Source organism: Paraburkholderia humisilvae (genome assembly GCF_902859855.1).
Taxonomy (GTDB): Bacteria; Pseudomonadota; Gammaproteobacteria; order Burkholderiales; family Burkholderiaceae; genus Paraburkholderia; species Paraburkholderia humisilvae.
Genome location: NZ_CADIKH010000010.1, coordinates 137,980 through 157,886, shown reverse-complemented (window position 1 = coordinate 157,886; position 19,907 = coordinate 137,980). Strand labels below are relative to the sequence as shown.

18 protein-coding genes are annotated in these 19,907 nt (G+C 62.8%); 5 read left to right on the top strand and 13 right to left on the bottom strand.

The window, feature by feature from the left end:
- Nucleotides 1-45: 45 nt before the first annotated feature.
- Nucleotides 46-723 carry a maleylacetoacetate isomerase gene (gene maiA / locus HV796_RS12950; RefSeq protein ID WP_175226883.1) on the bottom strand — a complete coding sequence of 226 codons (678 nt, stop codon included), beginning with the start codon at nucleotides 721-723 and terminating at the stop codon, nucleotides 46-48.
- A gap of 217 nt (nucleotides 724-940) precedes the next feature.
- On the opposite strand from maiA, the gene HV796_RS12945 reads away from it, so the two are divergent.
- Both HV796_RS12945 and HV796_RS12940 read left to right on the top strand, forming a co-directional pair.
- On the top strand, nucleotides 941-2,011 hold the full coding sequence (locus tag HV796_RS12945; RefSeq protein WP_217477906.1) for a catalase family peroxidase: 1,071 nt from the start codon (nucleotides 941-943) through the stop codon (nucleotides 2,009-2,011).
- Nucleotides 2,008-2,589: a cytochrome b gene (locus tag HV796_RS12940; protein ID WP_175226881.1), complete on the top strand. Its 582-nt coding sequence runs from the start codon at nucleotides 2,008-2,010 to the stop codon at nucleotides 2,587-2,589. Before HV796_RS12945 ends, HV796_RS12940 begins: the two co-directional genes overlap by 4 nt.
- Before the next feature lie 61 nt (nucleotides 2,590-2,650).
- Here the strand turns inward: HV796_RS12940 and HV796_RS12935 are convergent, their stop codons facing one another.
- From HV796_RS12935 to HV796_RS12880, 12 genes are all read right to left on the bottom strand, one after another.
- On the bottom strand, nucleotides 2,651-3,622 hold the full coding sequence (locus HV796_RS12935; protein ID WP_175226880.1) for a LysR family transcriptional regulator: 972 nt from the start codon (nucleotides 3,620-3,622) through the stop codon (nucleotides 2,651-2,653).
- A 110-nt stretch (nucleotides 3,623-3,732) separates the two neighbouring features.
- The gene (locus HV796_RS12930) at nucleotides 3,733-5,310 is read right to left on the bottom strand and encodes a UbiD family decarboxylase (protein WP_175226879.1); all 1,578 of its coding nucleotides are present in this window, start codon (nucleotides 5,308-5,310) and stop codon (nucleotides 3,733-3,735) included.
- Between the two features lie 85 nt (nucleotides 5,311-5,395).
- Nucleotides 5,396-6,121 (bottom strand): enoyl-CoA hydratase/isomerase family protein, encoded by a 726-nt coding sequence (locus HV796_RS12925; protein WP_175226878.1) that lies wholly within the window; start codon nucleotides 6,119-6,121, stop codon nucleotides 5,396-5,398.
- Nucleotides 6,122-6,182: 61 nt separating this feature from the next.
- Nucleotides 6,183-8,519 (bottom strand): xanthine dehydrogenase family protein molybdopterin-binding subunit, encoded by a 2,337-nt coding sequence (locus HV796_RS12920; RefSeq protein ID WP_175226877.1) that lies wholly within the window; start codon nucleotides 8,517-8,519, stop codon nucleotides 6,183-6,185.
- The gene (locus tag HV796_RS12915; RefSeq protein ID WP_175226876.1) at nucleotides 8,516-9,028 is read right to left on the bottom strand and encodes a (2Fe-2S)-binding protein; all 513 of its coding nucleotides are present in this window, start codon (nucleotides 9,026-9,028) and stop codon (nucleotides 8,516-8,518) included. Before HV796_RS12915 ends, HV796_RS12920 begins: the two co-directional genes overlap by 4 nt.
- Before the next feature lie 42 nt (nucleotides 9,029-9,070).
- Nucleotides 9,071-9,541 carry an SRPBCC family protein gene (locus HV796_RS12910; protein WP_175226875.1) on the bottom strand — a complete coding sequence of 157 codons (471 nt, stop codon included), beginning with the start codon at nucleotides 9,539-9,541 and terminating at the stop codon, nucleotides 9,071-9,073.
- A 10-nt stretch (nucleotides 9,542-9,551) separates the two neighbouring features.
- Nucleotides 9,552-10,373 carry an FAD binding domain-containing protein gene (locus HV796_RS12905; RefSeq protein WP_175226874.1) on the bottom strand — a complete coding sequence of 274 codons (822 nt, stop codon included), beginning with the start codon at nucleotides 10,371-10,373 and terminating at the stop codon, nucleotides 9,552-9,554.
- Nucleotides 10,374-10,421: 48 nt separating this feature from the next.
- A complete protein-coding gene (locus tag HV796_RS12900; RefSeq protein ID WP_175226873.1) occupies nucleotides 10,422-11,198 on the bottom strand; it encodes an alpha/beta fold hydrolase in 777 nt (258 codons plus the stop codon).
- Nucleotides 11,195-12,562 (bottom strand): fumarylacetoacetase, encoded by a 1,368-nt coding sequence (fahA, locus tag HV796_RS12895; RefSeq protein WP_175226872.1) that lies wholly within the window; start codon nucleotides 12,560-12,562, stop codon nucleotides 11,195-11,197. The genes HV796_RS12900 and fahA overlap by 4 nt, the downstream gene beginning before the upstream one ends.
- Complete coding sequence (locus HV796_RS12890; RefSeq protein WP_175226871.1) at nucleotides 12,559-13,089, bottom strand: VOC family protein; 531 nt, start codon at nucleotides 13,087-13,089, stop codon at nucleotides 12,559-12,561. Before HV796_RS12890 ends, fahA begins: the two co-directional genes overlap by 4 nt.
- A gap of 66 nt (nucleotides 13,090-13,155) precedes the next feature.
- A complete protein-coding gene (locus HV796_RS12885) occupies nucleotides 13,156-14,343 on the bottom strand; it encodes an FAD-dependent monooxygenase (protein WP_175226870.1) in 1,188 nt (395 codons plus the stop codon).
- A gap of 208 nt (nucleotides 14,344-14,551) precedes the next feature.
- Nucleotides 14,552-15,130, bottom strand: coding sequence for a UbiX family flavin prenyltransferase (locus HV796_RS12880; protein ID WP_175226869.1), 579 nt, complete (start codon nucleotides 15,128-15,130; stop codon nucleotides 14,552-14,554).
- 353 nt (nucleotides 15,131-15,483) lie between these two features.
- Between HV796_RS12880 and HV796_RS12875 the strand changes: the two genes are divergently transcribed.
- From HV796_RS12875 to HV796_RS12865, 3 genes are all read left to right on the top strand, one after another.
- Complete coding sequence (locus HV796_RS12875; RefSeq protein ID WP_175226868.1) at nucleotides 15,484-16,575, top strand: porin; 1,092 nt, start codon at nucleotides 15,484-15,486, stop codon at nucleotides 16,573-16,575.
- A 221-nt stretch (nucleotides 16,576-16,796) separates the two neighbouring features.
- Complete coding sequence (locus HV796_RS12870) at nucleotides 16,797-18,200, top strand: MFS transporter (protein ID WP_175226867.1); 1,404 nt, start codon at nucleotides 16,797-16,799, stop codon at nucleotides 18,198-18,200.
- 26 nt (nucleotides 18,201-18,226) lie between these two features.
- A complete protein-coding gene (locus HV796_RS12865; RefSeq protein ID WP_175226866.1) occupies nucleotides 18,227-19,852 on the top strand; it encodes a methyl-accepting chemotaxis protein in 1,626 nt (541 codons plus the stop codon).
- Nucleotides 19,853-19,907: the final 55 nt, after the last annotated feature.

Below are 19,907 nucleotides of genomic sequence, written 5' to 3'. Positions count from 1 at the left end.
GAGCCGCAATCGGTTGCAGATCGGCACCGGACTGTGCTGCCACTTCTAGCCGCGCACCGGTACCGGCGGCGCGCCGATCTGCCGGTACGGCGCAGCCTTCAGGAACGCTTCGTGCATATCGCATTGCGCGATGATGCGGTCCACTGTCGGCGTGTTGGGAATTGAAACCTGGAACACGCGCATCACCGCGATGATGCTCGCGAGCGCAATATCCGCAAACGTTGGCGAGTCGCCGTGGCACCAGGTGCCGGTGCCAGGTTCGGTGACGAGACGTCTTTCCAGTGCGCGAATGCCCGCGCCGAACCACTGAATTTGCCATTCGCGCCATGCGGCGAGATCGAAACCGCCGCGCTCCATCAGGTAGTTCTTGACGCGTGGCACCACGAGCGGATGCGTATCGGCGGTCAGCATCGACGAGATCGACCTGACTCGCGCACGTCCTCGCAGGTCGGACGGCAACAGCGGCGGCGTCGGCTGCAATTCCTCGAGATATTCGAGAATCGCCAGCGATTGCGTAAGCGGCTGCTGCCCAGGTTCGATCAGCGTCGGCAATGCGCCGAGCGGATTCACCTTGAGAAACTCCGGACTTTGCTGCTGACCGGCATCGAGATCGATCGTCATTTCCTGCGCGTTCATATTCTTCAGGTTCAATGCGACGCGCACGCGATAGGTGGCCGACGACCGCCAGAATCCGAACAGTTCAAATTGGCTGCAAACAGACATGATGAATTCCCCGCAACAAGGTGTGAGCGTCGATAGGATAAACGCGACAGTATTTGTTTGCAGTGGTTTGTTAGGCGTCTTGTTCAACGTTTAACCTTTCATTCTTACGACTTCGAAAATCGATGGAATAAATGCAAAGAACCCGTGTTCGCCCCTTTGCGAATCTCAAGCAAAGGTAGGTTTCATGAACGAACGACCATTTTCATTGGCCGAGCTCATGCGTCATCCCGGCAGGTATGCGGGGGAAATCGGCAAGCTCGGCGCAATCGGCGTGGTGGTGCTCGCGGTGGGCGGCGCTTTCGTCTATGTCGCGGGTTTCGCTGCACCAGACCGGCTCACGCCGCAACATATCGTAAATAAATTTGAAACATATAGTGGGGTGCATCCGGGCTTTCGCCGTAACCATGCGAAGGGCGTATGTGTTGCCGGTTACTTTGAAGGTAACGGCAAGGCATCCGGTATTTCGCGTGCGGAGGTGTTCGAACCCGTTCGCACGCCGGTAATCGGGCGCTTCGCCATTCCCGGTCCGAATCCGGTCGCGCCGGACGGCGGCACGCCGGTGCGCAGTTTTGCGCTCGAATTCGAATTGCCGAATCATGCGCAATGGCGTACCGGAATGAACAACACGCCGTTGTTCGTGGTGAGCACACCGGAGGCGTTTTATCAGCAGCTCGCGGCGGGCAAACCCGACCCGGCCACGGGCAAGCCCGATCCGGCGAAACTGAAGGCGTTCTTTAGCGCGCACCCGGAGACGCAGCCGTTCCAGAAATGGGTCAAGACCCATCCACCTTCGAGCAGCTTCGCGAATGCCGCGTATTACAGTATCAACGCGTTCCGCGCGATCGACGCGGACGGCAATACGTCGTTTATCCGCTGGGCAGTGATACCCGAAGCGCCCTATGCACCGGCGAAGCCGAGCGGCAATGCGCCGGACTATCTTTCCGAAGAACTTTCAAGCCGGCTCGCGCAGGGGCCGTTGCGTTGGCATCTGATTTTGACCGTGGCCGCCGACGGCGACGTGACGAACGACGCCACGCAGGCATGGCCCGACGATCGCAGGCAGATCGATGCGGGTACGCTGACCATCGAGCGCGAAAGCGCCCAGGCGGATGGCGACTGCCGCGACATCAACTACGATCCGACGGTGCTGCCCGATGGACTCAAGCCGTCCGATGATCCGCTGCTCGCGGCGCGTTCGGCCGCTTATGCTGTGTCCTACAATCGTCGGCTTCATGAGGAAGCTCACATGCCCGCGGGGCAGATTTCGTCGATAGAAGGTCATCAATGAAAGCAGGTCAAGCACACTTCAGTCTGCCCGCTCGCTTTTTCCATTGGCTGATGGCGCCGCTCGTCGTCGCCATGTTGTTTATCGGCGTCGGGATGGTCGCAACCGTATCGCGGTTGCATCTGACACTCATTGCGATCCATCGGCCGCTCGGCATTGCGATTCTCGTGCTGGTGGTGGTGCGCGTGATCGTGCGTATCACGCACCGGCCGCCACCCTTGCCGAGCGACATGCCGGGCTGGCAGCGCTGCCTCGCGCATGGCTCGCATGGGTTGTTCTATCTGCTGCTGTTTGCGATGCCGCTCATCGGCTGGTCGATGCTGTCGGCGGGTGGCTTTCCGGTGCATATGTTCGCGGGGTTGGATCTGCCGCCGATCGTGCCACAGAGTCCGCGCCTGTATGCGTTCCTGCGCGGCGCGCATACCTGGCTCGCGATGCTGCTATTTGTCACCTTCCTCGGGCATCTGGCCGCGGCCATGTTCCATGGGTTGATTCGCCGCGATGGCGTATTTTCCAGTATGGCGCGCGGCCAGCGCCGCACGAATAGCGCGGTTGAACCCGTGGTCGACCGTCGGGGTTGAGCCATCGGATCGACCTCCTTCGCTTCACCGGATCGTTCGACGCACGAATCGTGATCCGTTGCTATTTGGCGCGCGGTGTGGCGGCGACGACGGGAGCCGGCGTCGGTTCCGGGTCCGCCGCGGCCGGACGCTGTTGCGCCGCCTGCGCGAACATTTCCGTGAACGTATCGAGCACCGCGAGCGTGTCGCGGCCGCTACGCGTGATCCGGTAAAACGAGAACTCGGCCTCGGGCCGTATCACATCGATCTGCACGCGATAGTGCTGGCAGATATGTTCACAGAACGACGGCATGACCGCGACGCCCAATCCTTCGTGGGCCATTGCGATCGCGGTTTGCAAGTGTCCGACCACCATGCGCCGGCTAACTGTCACTTCTTCTTTTGACAGGGTCGCTTCGATCAGTCTTTGCAGCGGATTGTCCTTGGGCAGCGTAATGAGCGGCAGCCCTTCGAGCGCGCTCCAGCGCACGCCGTGCCGCTCACGCGCGGCTGCGCCGCCGAGTGACGTGTCGCCTTGCGCGGACACCGCGACGAGTCTCGTCGGAAAGATCGGCATGCGGTCGATGCCGGAAAGCTGCGAGAAGAAGATACCGAACGCCGCATCGAGGTCGCCCTCTTCGACCATTCGCAGCAATTCGCTGGGTGGTCGGTCGACGAGTTCGATGGTCGACGTCGGATGCGTGTGCGCAAAACGGGCGAGCACCTGCGGCATCAGGCTTGCGGCGATCATCGGCGTGCAGCCGAGCAGCAGCGATTCCTGCTTCTGGCGGCCGAGCTCATTCAATTCGATCACCGATTTCTCAAGCGTCTCGACGATCTTCATGGCAGTCGGATAGAACGCGCGGCCCGCATCCGTCAGCGCGACGGTGCGCGTCGTGCGTTCGAGCAGCCGGCATTGCAGCTGGGTTTCGAGCTCGCGGATGATCGCGCTCAGCGCAGCCTGGCTTAGATGCATGCTTTGCGCGGTTTTCGTGAAGCTCGATGCGTTCGCGACGCCGAGAAAGACTTTGAGCTGCTTGAGGGAGAGATTCATTGACGGCGATCCTTCGTGTCCGGCTTAAGAATGCCGCAGATTCTATCCCTTCCGTTTCGAGTGAAGAAGTTCAAATGTGCGGCCGCCGGCGGCGGCCGCACCCTATCGCGCTAGCAAAATGCGTAGCGTCCTTCGTCGTCTCGCGCGATCGCGCGGGTGGCGGCGATGTCCTCGAGCCAGCGCACGACGTCGCGGCCATCGCGCGTGCCGGTGGCGGCCATCAGCTCGGCAAAGCGCTTCGGGCCATCCGCGAGCGCCGCTTCGAGCGACGCGAAACGCGCGCCTTCGTAGCGTGGCGGCGTCGGCACGCGATGCTCGAGCGGCCGCTGTGCACCCGGCGCGAGCAGCGGCAGCGTCAGATCGAAGCCGGCCTTCGCAGTACTCGCCGCGCCGTGCGCGAGGCCATGCAGCGACGGGTCGAGCGGCATCGCGCGCAAGCCGTTCTGCACGACGAGGTCGCGGTCCGCCTGGAAACGCGTCGCGAGAGCCCAGTCCATTTGCTCTTCAGAGAAGATGTCGATGTCCGGGTCGACGATGAACACATGCTTGACGTTCGCGAGCGATGCGAACACCGCGGCGATTGCATTGCGCGCTTCACCGGGCACGCGCTGTTGCAGCGCGACGCGCACGTTGAACATGCCGCCCGTCGCAGCGCTGCAATAAACCGCTTTGACCTCGCGAACGGCCGTCTCGAGTGCGCGCCACACAGTGACCTCGGTGCGCAGCGCGGCGAGTTGCGCCGTGTCGGTGCGCGCCATCGAACGGCCGCCGATCGTGCACGTCTGGAACACCGCGTCGCGCCGATGCGTGATCGCGGTCAGATGAAACACCGGGTTCGTCTTCACGCCGCCGTAATAGCCGAGGAATTCGCCATAAGGCCCTTCAGGTTCCACATGGCCGCGCTCGTCGAGATAGCCCTCGAGAATGAATTCCGCGTCGGCGGGCACCAGCAGATCGTTCGTCACGCATTTGACGACACCCATCGGCGTGCCGCGCAGGGCGGCGACGAGTTCGAGTTCGTCGGCGGGAATACGCATCGTCGCGCCGACGTGGTCGACCGGGTGGGTGCCGACCGCAAACGCAATAGGCAAACGTTCGCCGCGCTTCGAATGGGCGATGCTGATGACGCGCAGATCGGATGGCGCGACGAGATCGATGCCCGCGGTGCGTCGGCCGCGCAGCATCAGCCGGCGAATACCGACATTGGTCCAGCCGGTTTCCGGATCGACGGCGAAATCGATGGACGCCGAAATATAGGGCGCGCCGTCCAGGTCGTGCTGCAGATGCACGGGCAACGCGGTGAAGTCACAGGCATCGCCGGTCAGCACAACCTGTTGCACGGGCGCTTCTTCACGCGTGACTTCGATCAGCTTGCCTTTGACGGCGAGCCGTTCGCGGACGGTTGAGAGCAGCTGTTGCGGTGTCGTATCGAACGCTTTCGCGAGGCGTGTGCGGCTTGCGGCTACGCTGCCCGCGAGCGAGATCTCGCCGCCTGCCGGACGCTTGAACCACACCGCACGCGGGTTGCCTTCCATGATCGCGGCGACGTCCGCGAGATCGACGGGTGCTTCGCGGCGTTCCAGTTCGCTCTCGTCGAGTGCGTCGAGAAAACGGCGCAGGCGGAACTGTTCGAGGTCAGGGGCCGCCGCGCCTTGCACGGTGGAGGGGATGACGGTCTTCGGTCTCACGTGGGGGTCCTTGCGCAATGCGGATGCGTATGGATAGTCGAGTGTCGTTCGGGGAGTTGTCTGGTCGCGCTTGCGCAATCGGCAATCAGAAGCGCGCCGACAGCGCCGTGGCCGCGAGATGGGCCGCGAAACCGCTTGCGCCCGACGCAGGCATTTCCGGTGCGAGGTGCAGGAACTGCTTGACGGCACGCAACGTGACCGCGCTGCAGCCGAGCAGCGTTTGCGTCAGTTTTTCCGCTGCCGAATCGAGTTCGTGCGCTGCGACCACGCGGCTCACGAGGCCCGCGTGCAGCGCCTCGGTCGCATTGACGCGTTCGCGGCTCAGCACCATGTGCGCGACGGTCTTGACCGGTACGCGGCCGATGAGCGCTGACATCACGAGGGTCGGCGGGATGTCGCGTTCCATTTCGGGGATCTGAAACACCGCGGTGTCGGCGGCGAGCGCGACGTCGCAGACGCCCGCCAACGCGCAGCCGACGCCGATCGCTTCGCCGCGCACGATGGATACGACCGGCACGCGCACCGCTTTCAACGCGTCGTAGAGCGCGAGCGGCGGCGCCGCGACAACACGACGCAAGGTCTCCGCCGACGGTTTGGCATCGGCGGCTGGCATCGGCGACTGGCGGCCCTTGCAGAAATCGGCGCTACTGCTGCCGATGCGAACGAGTTTGACGTCGTCGTCGATGTTCGTCACGGCGGCGATGATCGCGTCGCTCATTTCCGCGTTAATCAGATTGCCGTTCTCGGGCCGGTCGAGCACGATGTCGAGCAGCGGGCCGTTTCGCTTGATTGCAACGAATTCAGTGGACATGCAAGTTCCTTGGTTTCAGTTCGAGTCGGAGCCGCGCGTGGATAGTTCGGGTGGGTGTCATTTACGCGGCGTCGCGATGGATGTACTCCCAAACAACCTTCGGTGTCGCAGGCATCGCGAGCTCTTCATTGCCGATCTCCTTCAATGCATCGGCAAGCGCGTTGAAGATCGTCGCGGTGGCCGGCGTAATGCCGCTTTCGCCGCCGCCTTTCACACGCAACGGGTTGCCGTGCGTCGGGTCTTCGGTCAGTTCGACGCGCAGCGGCGGCACCACGCCCGCGCGCGGCATGCCGTAGTCCATATACGAGCCAGTCAGCACCTGGCCCGTTTCACGGTCGACATAGCAGGTTTCCGATAGCGCCTGGCCGATCCCCTGCGCGAGGCCGCCGTGCACCTGGCCTTCGACGATCAGCGGATTGATCGGCTGCCCGACGTCGTCGACCGATGTGTAATTGACGAGCGTGACGATGCCGGTATCCGGATCGACCTCGAGCTCGCAGATGGCGGAACCGGTCGGGTGGGCGGGTACGCGCGTGTTGACTTCCGCTTCCGCATAGAGCTTCTTCTTCAAGGGCTCGCCAGGCAGGCCGTCGCTCGCGACGACGCGCGCGATGTCGAACAGGTTCGTGCGGCGGCCCGACGCGGCGTCGATAAATTCGCCGTCGGCAAATTCGACTTTTTCGTCGGCGATATCGAACAGTGTCGCGGCGACACGCTTACCGGTCGCAATGATCTGTGCGGCGGTATCGACGAGCAACATGCCGCCTAGGCGCATCGAGCGATCCGAGTGACTGCCACCGCCGACGCTGACGAACGCGGTATCGCCGGTGCGCAGCTTCACGACGGACATCGGCACGCCGAGATGTTGAGCAATCACTTGCGCGAACGTGGTTTCGTGCCCTTGCCCGGTCGATTGGGTGCCCGACACGATGTCGACCCGTCCATCCGGCAGCACGGTCAGCTCGATGCGCTCGCGCGGCGCGCCGACCGGCGACTCGATGTAGTTCGCGAGGCCAATGCCGCGCAGCTTGCCGTGTGCGCGCGATGCGGCGCGGCGTGCTTCGAAGCTATCCCATTCGGCGAGCGTCAGCGCGCGTTCCATGTTGCGTGAGAACTCGCCGCTGTCGTAGGTCAGGCCCATCGGACTGCGATAGGGCAGCTTGTCGTGTGCAATCAGATTGCGGCGGCGAATCTCGACACGGTCGACGCCGAGCTCCGCGGCGGCGAGATCGAGCATCCGCTCGATCACGTGGTGCGCTTCGGGCCGCCCCGCGCCGCGATAGGGCGCGGTCGGCACCGTGTTGGTCAGCACCGCGCTGACATGAACGGCCGCGACCGGCACATCGTAGACGGTGGTCATGATGCGCGTGCCGTTCGACATCGGCACATACGACACCGTATGCGCGCCGACGTTGCCGATCCATTCGTTGTCGATCGCGAGAATGCGGCCTTCTTTCGAGAAGCCGATCGAGGAGCGGATGATCTGGTCGCGGCCCTGATAGTCGGACAGGAACGCTTCGCTGCGATCGCTCGTCCACTTGACCGGGCGGCCGATGCGGCGCGCGGCCCAGACAACCGCCAGCTGCTCGACGTAGACGAACGAGCGCGGCCCGAAGCCGCCGCCGGTATCCGGGCAGACCACGCGTACTTGCGCGGGTGGCACTTTCAGCGCGCCGGCGAGCACGAGTTTCTGACGTACGGCGCCCTGGCTGCCGGAGATCAACGTATAGGTGCCGGTCCGCGCATCGTAATCGCCGATCGCGCTGCGCGGCTCCATCTGGCAGTTGACGAGCCGGCTATGGTGAAACTCGCGTTGCACGACATGATGCGCGTGAGCGAGAATGCGGCGCGCCTCATCGCGATCGCCGATCTGGGTCTGGAAACACAGATTGCCGGGCGCGCCTTCCCACAATTGCGGCGCGTCGTCGCGCATCGCATCCGCGCCGTTGACCACGGCGTCGAGCACGTCGTAATCGACCTCGATCATTTCGGCCGCATTGCGCGCTTGCAGCGGGGTTTGCGCGACCACCATCGCGATCGCTTCGCCGACATAGCGGACCCGGTCGACCGGCAGCGGAATATGCAGCTGATTGAAGATCGAACCGGTCAACGACGTGAGGAACGCCTTTCTCGTCGCATCGACCGCATCGACCGGGTTCGGCACGTGATCGCAGCCGAGCAAGCCGTCGTCGACATAGTTCTGCCCCACAAGCACCGCGACGACACCTGGCGCTTCGCGTGCCGCGCGGGTGTCGATCGAAGTGAGCGCCGCATGCGCATGAGGCGAACGCAGAAACGCCCCATACAGCTGACCTTCGACGCGCAGATCGTCGGTGTATTGTCCCTGGCCGGTGACGAAGCGCAAATCTTCGACACGCGGTATCGGTTTGCCGATCATGAGTGCGGATCCTCCTGGAGCGCTGCGCCTGCCTGTCCCGGATACATCTCGCGTGCCGCGTGCCGCACCGCCTCGATGATGTTCACGTAACCGGTACAGCGGCAGATGTTGCCTTCGAGTCCGTGGCAAATGCTTGCGTCGTCAAGTGCCGGCGGTTGGCGCAGGTAGAAGTCGCACGCCATGATCATGCCAGGGGTGCAGAACCCGCACTGCAGTCCGTGGCATTGCACAAACGCGTTTTGCACCGGATGCAGGCCGGTTTCTTCGTTCGGCTTCAATCCTTCGACGGTCACGACGCGTCCGCCGCTCGCCTGGGCGGCGAGTACCGTACAAGACTTGACGGAGACGCCGTCGAGATTGACGGTGCATGCGCCGCACTGACTGGTATCGCAGCCGACGTGCGTGCCGGTCAGGCGCAGCGTCTCGCGCAGGAATTCGACGAGCAGCGTCTGGTCCGGGACTTCGTGCCGGACATCGACGCCGTTCACCTGCAACTGAACTTCAACCATGATTCACCTGTTCCTTGCCATTTCGGTCGCATCGAATCGCGCTTACTTTGCTGCGCTCGTTTCTTCCGCGGGCGCGCTCATCGTCGCGTTAAAGCGCTTGAAGAACTCCGCCGCCAGCTTGTTCGCGACCGACGTGACGAGCCGCGAACCGATCTGCGCGAGTTTGCCGCCCACCTGCGCTTCGGCGACGTAGGTCAGCAGCGTGCCGCCTTCTTCCGCATCGGCGAGCGTGACCGTCGCGGTCATCTTGCCGAAGCCGGCGATGCCGCCTTCGCCGTGGCCCGCAATCTTGTAGCCATTCGGTGCATCCCGGTCGGACAACTGCAATGTGCCTTTGAAGCGCGCCTTCACGGGGCCGACCGCCGCAACTACGACTGCCTTGAACTCGTCGTCGCTTTCCGCGGTGAATGCCTCGCAGCCCGGCACGCAGGCCTGCAGCACGGCCGCATCGTTCAAGCCGCGCCACACCTGCTCGCGAGAGGCGGCGATGGTTTGCGATCCGGTGAATTCCATGATTCGTCTCCTATTGGGCGGCTGGGCGCAGCGGTTGAGCGAGCAGCGTCTGCAATGCGCGGCGCGCGTAAGTTTCGATCAGATGGGCACGATAGGCGGCCGACGCATTGTCGTCATCCGGCAACGTCGATGGGTCCGCTTTCACGGCGGCAAGCGATGCTTCGGAAAGCTCACGAGTTAGCGCCTCTTCCGCATCGCGCCAGCGGAACACCGACGCGCCCGCACCGGTGACGCCGACGCGCACCGCGTCCGCATACTGCGCGATGAACACGCCGACCACCGCATAGCCCGAAGCCGGTTGCCGGAACTTCGCATACGCGGCGCGCAGCGGAATCGTGTATTCAATGGCAGTGACAAGCTCGGCGGACGCGAGCGCGGTTTCGAACGTGTCGACGAAGTAGTCGTCGGCGGCGATGCGCCGCTCGGAGGTGATCACCTGCGCGTTTAGCGCGAGCACGGCGGACGGATAGTCGGCGGCGGGATCGTTGTTCGCGACCGATCCGCCCATCGTGCCGCGATTGCGCACCTGCGGATCGGCGATCACGCTCGCGAGCTGCGCGAGCGCAGGGATTGCAGCGGCGACCATTGGCGAAGCGGCGACTTCCGCGTGCCGCGTCAGGGCGCCGATGCGCATCGCGCCGTCGACGACGGCAATGCCTCGCAGCGCGTCGATCCGTGTGAGGTCGATCAGATGGGATGGCGCCGCGAGCCGCTGCTTGAGCGTCGGGATCAGCGTCATGCCGCCGGACAGCGGCCGCGCTTCGTCGTGCTCGCGCAGCCACGCGACGGCTTCCTCGAGCGTCGACGCTCGCCGGTAGGTGGTCTCGTACATGGAGTCTCCTGCGTCCGCATACCGGACCACGGCACGCGGACGGTATTGCTACGTCGTTTGTTTCAGCCAGTCTTCCAGCTTTGTTGCAAGCGCAACGGGCACTTCGAACATCGGGTAGTGGCCCGCGTTCGCCAGTGTTTCGAGCGTCGCGTGCGGATACCACGCAAGCCACGTGCGGTTCATCAGATCGGCGGTGAGCGTCGGATCGTGTTCGCCGATAAAGAGTTTGACCGGCACCTGCGCGGCCGCGCTGCCGATCAGTTCGGCCGAGAAGTCGCGCGTTGCCCATTCCGGCAGATAGCCGGCGAATGCTTCGCGCGTCGACAGCCGAACCGATTGGTTCGCAAGATGCGCGCTCCAGCGCGGCGTAAGGCGATTGCCCGTCGAAAAAGCGATGATGCCTGCGCGTTTCGTCACGTCGTTGACGGTCGCACCGAACCCGGCGAGGCGCGCCGCGTCCATGCGCGAGCCGCACGCGGGCACCGCGGAAATGCCAGCCATCCGTTCGATACGATGCGGTGCGGCGAGCAGCACGCGCTGCATCGCCATGCCGCCCATCGAGTGGCCGATCAGACTGAAGCGCTGCCAGTCGAGATTATCGGCGAGCGCGAGCACGTCGCTCGCCACTTCGGCGAACGTGAACGCGCCGTCGCGTTCGAGCGACTGACCATAGCCGCGATAGTCGAAGAATACGTAGGTGAAGCTGTCGACATCGAGCGCCGGCTCGAGGGCCTTCCAGTCCGCCGAACTGCCGAACCAGCCGGACAATACGAGTACTTTGCACGGTCCGTGACCGACTTGCACGAATCCGTTGACGGCCGTCATGCGTGTGCCTCGCTGCGTACCGTCGTGGATGTCGCTGATGAAACAGATGCGTCGAATGCCGGCGCGATCGTGCCACGGCATTCGCCGAAGCCGATTGTCACAGCGCCCGGCTGCACCGCGCGGGCGCGGAAAATCACTTCGTCGCCGTCTTCGAGCGCGGTGCGTGTTTCGCCGTTCGGCAATGACAACGGGTCTTTGCCTGCATTCGTCAATTCGGTCAGACAGGCGCGTGACAGATCGTCAGCGCCGGAAATCGTGCCGCTGCCGAGCAGATCGCCGGTGCGCAGATTGCAGCCGTTGCTCGCGTGATGCGTGACCATCTGCGCGAAGGTCCAATACAGATTGTCCAGATGCGTGCGCGTGATCCGAACCGCCGCGGTGCTGGCGGCGCGCATTTGCGCAGTCGACAGATACGCTTCGAGTTCGACATTCAATCCGCCGTGCTGCTGATCGAATGCGCCATGCAGATGCGGCAGCGGCGCAGCGTCGCCTGCGCCACGCGCAGGAGCCGGCTTGCGGAACGGCGCCAACGCCTCCGCCGTAACGATCCACGGCGACAGGCTCGAATGAAAACTCTTGCCGAGGAACGGACCGAGCACCTGTTCGAACCACTGGATGCTTTTCGCGGACCAATCGTTCAGCAGGCAGTAACCGAAGATGTGCTGGTGCGCATCGTCGATCGCGATCGGATGCGTGAACGTGTTCCCACGGCCGATAAAGGCGGCGAGTTCGAGTTCGAAATCGAGCGCGGGTGCAGGGCCGAAGCGAACATGGCCTTGCGCGTCGCGATACTGTCCATGCGGACGGCGCACGTCGCCGCCGCTTACGCGCAGCGACGACGCACGGCCGTGATAGGCGATCGGCAGCGACTTGAAGGCCGCCGGCAGGGGGTCGGCCAGACCCTTATAGCGGCCATGCCGCTCGGTGTGATGCAGCGATGTCAGGAAATCGGTGTAGTCGCCAATTTCGCAGGGCAGGCGCATCGTGACGTCGGCGATGCGCGGCAGCAGCGCGGCCGCCCGCGGCTGGACCTGCGGCAACAGCGGTGAATCGCTGCGCAATAGCGCGGACAGCGCGCGGCGCAGTGCGCCGGAATAGCGCGGTTCGAGCGCCATCAAACGGTTAAGCGCGCCACCGCAAGCGGCGGCACAGGCAATGGCCGCATCGCCGTCGACAAGCGCTGCTTCGTGGAGCGCCTGCAGATCGACGATACGATCGCCGATCGCAACGCCGGTACGTACCTCGCCGTCGCGTTCGAATGCGCCAAACGGCAGATTCTGGATCGGAAAGTCCGCACCGGGCAGATTGGCTGTTTCGACCCAACTGCGCAGTGCGGGATCGTGAGTGGAATTCAGGGCGGTCATACGGGGCGTGTCTCCGGCGCAGCTTTTTTCTGGTCCGCGGTCCATGCATCGAGTGTGCCGCGAGCCCGCATTTTATAGCCTTCGAGCGTTTCGGCATTCGCGACCACTACCGTGAACTCGAGGCGCAGGCCGTTCGGATCGAAGAAATAGATCGACCGCACGAATTCGTGATTGGTGATGCCGAGCACCTGAATGTCATGCTGGACGAGCCGTTGCTTCATCGAATCGAGCTCGCCGAGCGTCGCGAGACGGAACGCGATGTGATTGACCCATGGGGGCGTGTTCGGCGACGGCAGCGCGGCCGTGTTGTCGCCGAGATCGAAGAATGCGATGTTCGAACCGTCCGCCAGTTCGAAAAACAGGTGCACGTAAGGGCAATGCTCACCTGTGCTCGGTACGCGATCGAGACGGATCACGTGCGTCAGCGGCAGACCGAGGATGTCCTCGTAGAAATGACGGGTTTCCTCGGCATTGCGGCAGCGCCATGCGAAATGGTGCAGACCGAGGACAGCGGGAATCGTGGTCATCTATCGTCTCCTTTGCATGACCGGCTTGAACGGTCTGTACTTCCGGAACGCAGGGCGGTTCGGACCTCAAACTTCGACGGTGTCGACGTTGTATTCGAACAGCCAGTTGTAGCGCTCTTTCACGCGCTCTTCGCTCCATTCGCGGTCGACATAGTCGGCGGCGCCTTCCGCATGCGCGAGCTGCGGGTTATGAAAGCGCGCGGCGTTGGCCGCCGAGCCGCGCACGACACGCGCGGTGCGATCGACGCGCAATGCTTCGTAGCGGGCCAGCGCGCGCGGCAAGTCGTCCGTATAGCGCGCGAGGCAGCGCGCGATCAGGTAACCGTCTTCGATCGCCATGCCGGCGCCTTGCGCGAGAAAGGGCAGCGTCGGATGGCAGGCATCGCCGAGTAGCGTCACATGGTCGGCGCTCCAGCGCGTCATCGGTTCGCGCACCATCAGCGCCCACTTGTACGGGATGTCGATCGCCGAGATCAGCGCTTGAACATCGTCGTGCCAGCCCGCGAAATCGTTCAGACATTCTTCGAGCGTGCCGCGTTCCGACCACGATTCGACTTGCCAGCCGTCGCGCTCGACTGCGCCGACGAAGTTGATAAGCTTGTGGCCACGCAACGGGTAGTGAATCACGTGTGCGCCTGGGCCGACCCAGTTCGTGCCGTAAGCCGTGCGCAGGTGGTCCGGCAGTTTTTCCGCGTCGATCACCCCGCGCCACGCCATCACGCCGGAGTACACCGGTTCGTCAGGGCCGAATAGCGCACGCCGCACGCGCGAATGCACACCGTCGGCACCGATCAGCAGGTCGGCTTCGTAGACGGTGCCCTGAACCGTTGTGACTTCAACCTTCCCGCCGCGTTGCTTCACGCCCTCGACTTTCTCGCCGAGACGGATCGCATTGGGCGCCAGCGCATACACGGCGTCGGCGAGCCCCTGATGCAGGTCCGCACGGTGCAGCGTGAAGTACGGATAGCCATAGATGTCCCGCGATGCCGCGCCGAGATCGAACAGGCGCCACGCCTGGCCGGTATTCCACAGGCGCACGCGCTTGCCGGGCGGCTCGCAGGCAAGTTCTTCGAGCTTGCTGCCGACGCCGATCTGGTATAGCACGCGCGTCGCGTTCGGGCTCAGCTGCACGCCCGCACCGATCTCCTTGAGCGCCTGCGCCTGTTCGAGAATGGTGACATCGAAGCCTTTCTTCAGTAACGCAACGCCTGCCGTCAGTCCGCCGATGCCGGCTCCCGCAATGACTATCTTCATTCGTCGAATCAACCTCTTTTCGTGTTGGGGCGCGTTTTATCGAGTTGATTTATCAGTCTATCGATAAATCTTTTTAATGCTGTTTTAAATGCATCACCCGCTGAAACTGGAATGAACTTTAAAACAACGCCGAACACTTAAGAAGCAAAAGAATCCGAACGGATCATCGAGCAATTTTATGAATGACGGTGCATCACAGCGGCTGGCGCTACATGCCCCAGCGGTGCACGACCGAGGTCTCGATGCCGAACAGATCGAGCACCCGGCCGAGCGTGTGATCGACCATGTCGTCGATCGATTCGGGACTCGCGTAGAACGCCGGCACCGGTGGATAGACGATCGCGCCCGCTTCGGTGACGCTCGTCATGCTGCGCAGGTGTCCCAGATGCAACGGCGTTTCGCGCACCATCAGCACAAGTCGGCGGCGTTCCTTGAGCGTCACGTCCGCGGCGCGCGACAGCAGCCCGCTCGTCACACCTGTCGCGACTTCCGATAGCGTCCTGATCGAGCAGGGCGCGACGATCATGCCCATGACGGGAAACGAGCCGCTCGAAATGGCGGCGCCGATGTCGGTATTCGAATAGCAGACGGTGGCGAGCGCGCGCACGTCCGCGACACTGTAGTCTGACTCGTGCGCGAGCGTGACTTGCGCGGAACGGCTCATCACCAGATGCGTTTCGATCTCCATCTGCCTTAGCAGTTGCAGCAGCCGCACGCCGTATACGACGCCCGACGCACCGCTGATGCCGACGACCATGCGCCGCGGCGCTACGGCTCTGACTTGCATTCTATTTTCCTCCGCTGGGCGGCTCTTTATCGTTTCTAAACTCGTTTCAGAACGCGCGGATGGTAGCACGCGAAATACCGGCGATTAAAGACGCGTAATCGTAATTTACAGGGGTTCCTGGTAAATACCCCAGGTCAGTATTCGCATTGTTCTATTGATTGATAAATATTTCACGATTCAAAAGCGTAAATGACCTCGCTACACTTTGCGCAGCGTGAGGAGACTGTGGACACGCAGGCCGATCAGGAGGATCGGACGTTGCGAGGCTCCTCATGTACAACAGACATCCGTGCCGTCTGCGAGACCCAGACCGGCCACGATAACAAGATCGGATAACAATATTTGGAGGCAAGTTGAAGACTAGATTGTTCGCGGGCGGATGCGCCGCGCTGCTCAGCTGTCCTGCGTTCGCGCAGTCGTACGCCACGATATACGGGAGCATCGACTCAGGGATCGATTTCGTGACGAACTCGAATGGAGGCCATCTGGTGCAGCAATCGGCAGGCAAACGGACGCCGGACCGCTGGGGCTTTCTGATGAGGGAAGACCTGGGTGGGGGCAACGCGGTGTTTGCACGGCTCGAGTCCGGCTTTCTGTCCAACACCGGTGCGCAGATCAACCCGACGAGCTTCTTCAACCGCGATGCGTACGTGGGTCTTGCCAATGACCGGTGGGGCGCGCTTAGCTTCGGCAACATCCCCGACTATATCTACGAATACGTCGGCGCATTGAACAACGCGGTGCCGGGTATTTCGTCGTTCTACACGGTCGGCAACCTCGATGGTCTGGCGAACACGCATGCGTTGAACAACTCGGTGAGGTACGAAACGATCAACTATCGCGGCTTCCAGGCTGGCGTGATGAACAGTTTCGGCGGCCAGGCGGGCGATTTCAGCGCGGGACGGCAGTACAGCATCGGCGCACGTTATCAGAACGGCATCGTGAAATTCGGGGCGGCGTACACGATGTCGCACGACCGCACGGCTGACATATTCGGCGTGTTTAGCCTCACGTCCCTGCTCGGGCAGCAACTGCGCTCGGGCGTTCAGTTCAACGCGAGCCGCTACAGCACGATCGCCGTGGGCGGTTCGGTGGCAATTAGCGCGTTCACGCCACACCTCACGTATACCGATGTGAAGCTCGAAAACGCGGAAGGTGCCGTCCACGAGCACAACTATCAGGCCGGCGTGAATATCGATTTGAGCGGAGGGGCGCGGTTATACGTGCTCGGCCTGTCGTACAACCGCTCGACGTTTGAAGATCTGACATTCAATCAGTACAACCTGTTTCTGACGCACTACCTGTCGAAGGTGACGCAGGTTTACGCAGGTGTCGGTCTGCAGCGCGCGTCCGGGCCCAACGCGCATGCCGAGCAGTTCGGCTACATCGCGTCGAGTTCGAACGCGCAGACGGTTGGGCGGGTCGGCATCAACCACATGTTCTGAAGCGGAGGCGGTATGGCGTGACAAGAAGTGATGCAGCGGCGGGTTTATTCACTTTTTTCTATTTCTTCATCGCTATTTTTTGATTCTGCCGCTGCGCAGTGGGCCTTATATTGTGGGCCCCGGGCAGCGGCGCTGCAACGGGCAGCCACGAGAGCATGAGGAGAACACGGCAACGCACCCGCGCGACGGCGTGGTGCGCTGACGACGCAAATGGAACGCACATGCAAGCAGACCGCACATTTAATATCGCGACACTGGTAGAAGAACAAAAGACGGGGCGCTTCGCCGTCGGGCTGTTGTTCTGGTGTTTCATGATCATGCTGATGGATGGCTATGATCAGACGGCCGTGTCGTTCGCGGCGCCCGCCATTATCAAGGAGTGGCACGTCGCGCGCGGCGGGTTCGGACCGGTGTTCGGCGCGGGTCTGTTCGGTACATTGATCGGCTCGTTTATCTTCGGCTATATCGGCGACCGTTTCGGCCGCAAGAAGGCGATTGTTTCGGGCAGCCTGTTCTTCGGTGCGTTGACGCTCGCGTCGGTGTGGGTTACATCGTTAAACGAATTGATGCTGCTGCGCTTTATCGCGGGCATCGGCATGGGCGGCGTGATCCCGAACTCGGTGGCGCTGGTTGCCGAATACGCGCCGAAGCGCTTGCGTGCGACATGGGTCACGCTGATGTTCTCCGGCTTTTCGATCGGCGCCGGCTCGGGTGGACTGGTTTCATCGTCGCTGATTCATCACTATGGCTGGCCGGTGATGTTTATCGTCGGCGGTGGCGGGTCGCTGCTCGTCGCGGTGCTGCTGATTTTCACGCTACCCGAATCGGCGAAGCTGCTCGTCGTCCGACAGCGCAGCGTCGATGCCGTGCGCCGGCTCGTTGCGCGTCTACGTCCGGAATTGCAGATTCCCGCGGACGCCCGTTTCATTGCGGGCGAAGTACACGAGAAGCGGCGTTTCGTGCTCAAGCTGATCTTCTCCGATGGGCTCGCCGGCATCACGCCGCTTCTGTGGATCGTGTTCATCGTGAACTCGATGACGCTCTACTTCCTGCAGAACTGGCTCCCGATCCTGATGGAAGGCATCGGCATCAATCCGCAGGGCGCGGGTCTGATCACGACGATGTTCTCGGTCGGCGGCGTATTGGGCGGACTGGTTCTGTGCCGTTTCGTCGACCGCCACGGCGTGCTGGCCATTATCTCGCTGCCCGCACTAGGCGCACCGGTCGCCGCGGCACTCGGTTTGATGACATCGCAAGCGTGGCTGATGCTCGCCGTGTTCGCGACCGGCTTCTGTGTCGTCGGCGCGCAGTATGGTCTTTATGCGGTGGCCGGCATGATTTATCCCACGTCGTTCCGCTCGGCGGGTGTGGGCAGCGCAATCTCGGTCGGCAAGATCGGTTCGGTATCCGGACCGGTGATCGGCGGCTTGCTTCTGTCGATGCATCTGCCAATCGCGGAACTTTTCTATGCGGCTGCACTGCTTTTCGTGGTGACGGCCGTGTTCTCCGCGGTGCTGTCGTTGTTGTATCGCGTTCGGTTCGGCGCGCAGCATGCTGAACACAACGCGGCTGCCGCCAAAGCCGTGGAACCGATGCAGAGAAGCTCGGTGCTTGGCGATTCATAAAAACATCAATACGGGGATCTGATTCGATGACGCAAGCTCTGGCCGCTGACGCGGCCCATGCACCGCGTTTCGACGGCGCGGACAACGCGCACGCGCGATACGTCGCGAAACGCAGCCAATCGTTTTCGCTGCAGGCGCGCATTGCGTTGACCGTCGCGCTGCTTGCGGCATTGATGCTCGCAATCGGCGGACTCGGTCTGCAAGGCGGCTACCAGGCGAACCATGCAAACCGCGATACGTACCAGAACAAGCTGGCGGCCACGATGCACATCGGCGCGGCGGAACTGTTGATCGCACGCATGCGCCTCGTGCTCGGCGCGGCGACGGCCAATGTCGACGAGTCGGTCGTGCAGCGCCAGATTGCGCGCGCGACTGAATATCTCGCACAATCGGACGACGCATGGCGCCGCTTCGTCGGACAGCCGCACGAGCCTGGCGAAGCGCCGCTGATCGAAGCGGCGAACCAGCGCCGTGAGGCGCTGCGCAACGCAATGCTGGCGTTCATGGATGCGCTGACGAAAGGCGAGCGCGCGGCGGCGGATCGGATCGGCACCGTGCAACTGAGCCCGCTCTTCAACGACTTGACCACGGCCGATGAAGCGCTGAAGCGCACGCTGTACACGAATGCGCAACGCCGCTACGAAGAGGCAGAGCATTACTTCAGAACGTTTCTGATTGCATCGGCCGCGCTCATTGCGATCGGTTTGCTCGCCGCCGTGTTTAGCTGGATGACGCTGCGTCGCGCGATCATGCGCCCGCTCGACGACGCGCTCGGCCATTTCAGCGCGATTGCCGCGGGCGATCTGAGCCGCCACATCGAACGTCACCGTGCGGACGAGATGGGTCAATTGCTTGCTGGTCTGCAAACGATGCAAGCGCAGCTATCGAAGACGGTTACGGCGGTGCGCGACAGCTGCGAAACGATCGGTACCGCGACGCGCGAAATCGCGGCGGGCACGCTGGATCTGTCGACGCGCACGGAAGAACAGGCGGCGTCACTCGAAGAGACGGCGGCTAGCATGAGCGAGTTGACCGCGACCGTCAAACAGAATGCCGAACATGCACAGCAGGCGCGCGGCCTTGCCGACGACGCTTCGACCGCTGCGCAAGGCAGCAGCGCGGTGATCGGCCGCATGACCGGTACGATGAACCGGATCGACGTGAGCTCGCGCAAGATCGCGGATATCACCGGCATTATCGACGGCATCGCATTTCAGACGAATATTCTCGCGCTGAACGCGGCCGTCGAGGCGGCGCGCGCCGGCGAGCACGGTCGCGGGTTTGCGGTCGTCGCGGCGGAAGTGCGCGCGCTTGCCCAGCACTCGTCGTCGGCGGCGGGGCAGATCGCAGAACTGATCGCTGATTCGGTGAGCGCCGCAGCGGACGGCACGGTGCTGGTCAAAGAAGCCGAGCTGGCCATGCGGCACGTCCTTGAGACGGTGCAGCGGTTCGCGCTTGTGATGAACGAGATCGTCGCGGCCGCGCTCGAGCAACGTACCGGCATCGAACAGGTCGATACGGCGATCAGTCTGATGGATTCGATCACGCAGCAAAACGCCGCGCTTGTCGAACAGGCGAGTGCGGCTGCACAGGCGCTTGATCAGCAGTCGCATGATCTCGCTCGACAGGTGTCGGTGTTTAGCGTTCGCTGAGTCTCGCAGGCGCGTTGCGAGACAGCCGCGTGCCGCGTTGCTTCCTTATACGGCA

Coding starts and splice junctions, on each gene's coding strand:
- maiA (WP_175226883.1), bottom strand. CDS start 723: ATGTCTGTTTGCAGCCAATTTGAACTGTTCGGATTCTGGCGGTCGTCG.
- HV796_RS12945 (WP_217477906.1), top strand. CDS start 941: ATGCGTCATCCCGGCAGGTATGCGGGGGAAATCGGCAAGCTCGGCGCA.
- HV796_RS12940 (WP_175226881.1), top strand. CDS start 2,008: ATGAAAGCAGGTCAAGCACACTTCAGTCTGCCCGCTCGCTTTTTCCAT.
- HV796_RS12935 (WP_175226880.1), bottom strand. CDS start 3,622: ATGAATCTCTCCCTCAAGCAGCTCAAAGTCTTTCTCGGCGTCGCGAAC.
- HV796_RS12925 (WP_175226878.1), bottom strand. CDS start 6,121: ATGTCCACTGAATTCGTTGCAATCAAGCGAAACGGCCCGCTGCTCGAC.
- HV796_RS12920 (WP_175226877.1), bottom strand. CDS start 8,519: ATGATCGGCAAACCGATACCGCGTGTCGAAGATTTGCGCTTCGTCACC.
- HV796_RS12915 (WP_175226876.1), bottom strand. CDS start 9,028: ATGGTTGAAGTTCAGTTGCAGGTGAACGGCGTCGATGTCCGGCACGAA.
- HV796_RS12910 (WP_175226875.1), bottom strand. CDS start 9,541: ATGGAATTCACCGGATCGCAAACCATCGCCGCCTCTCGCGAGCAGGTG.
- HV796_RS12905 (WP_175226874.1), bottom strand. CDS start 10,373: ATGTACGAGACCACCTACCGGCGAGCGTCGACGCTCGAGGAAGCCGTC.
- HV796_RS12900 (WP_175226873.1), bottom strand. CDS start 11,198: ATGACGGCCGTCAACGGATTCGTGCAAGTCGGTCACGGACCGTGCAAA.
- fahA (WP_175226872.1), bottom strand. CDS start 12,562: ATGACCGCCCTGAATTCCACTCACGATCCCGCACTGCGCAGTTGGGTC.
- HV796_RS12890 (WP_175226871.1), bottom strand. CDS start 13,089: ATGACCACGATTCCCGCTGTCCTCGGTCTGCACCATTTCGCATGGCGC.
- HV796_RS12885 (WP_175226870.1), bottom strand. CDS start 14,343: ATGAAGATAGTCATTGCGGGAGCCGGCATCGGCGGACTGACGGCAGGC.
- HV796_RS12880 (WP_175226869.1), bottom strand. CDS start 15,130: ATGCAAGTCAGAGCCGTAGCGCCGCGGCGCATGGTCGTCGGCATCAGC.
- HV796_RS12870 (WP_175226867.1), top strand. CDS start 16,797: ATGCAAGCAGACCGCACATTTAATATCGCGACACTGGTAGAAGAACAA.
- HV796_RS12865 (WP_175226866.1), top strand. CDS start 18,227: ATGACGCAAGCTCTGGCCGCTGACGCGGCCCATGCACCGCGTTTCGAC.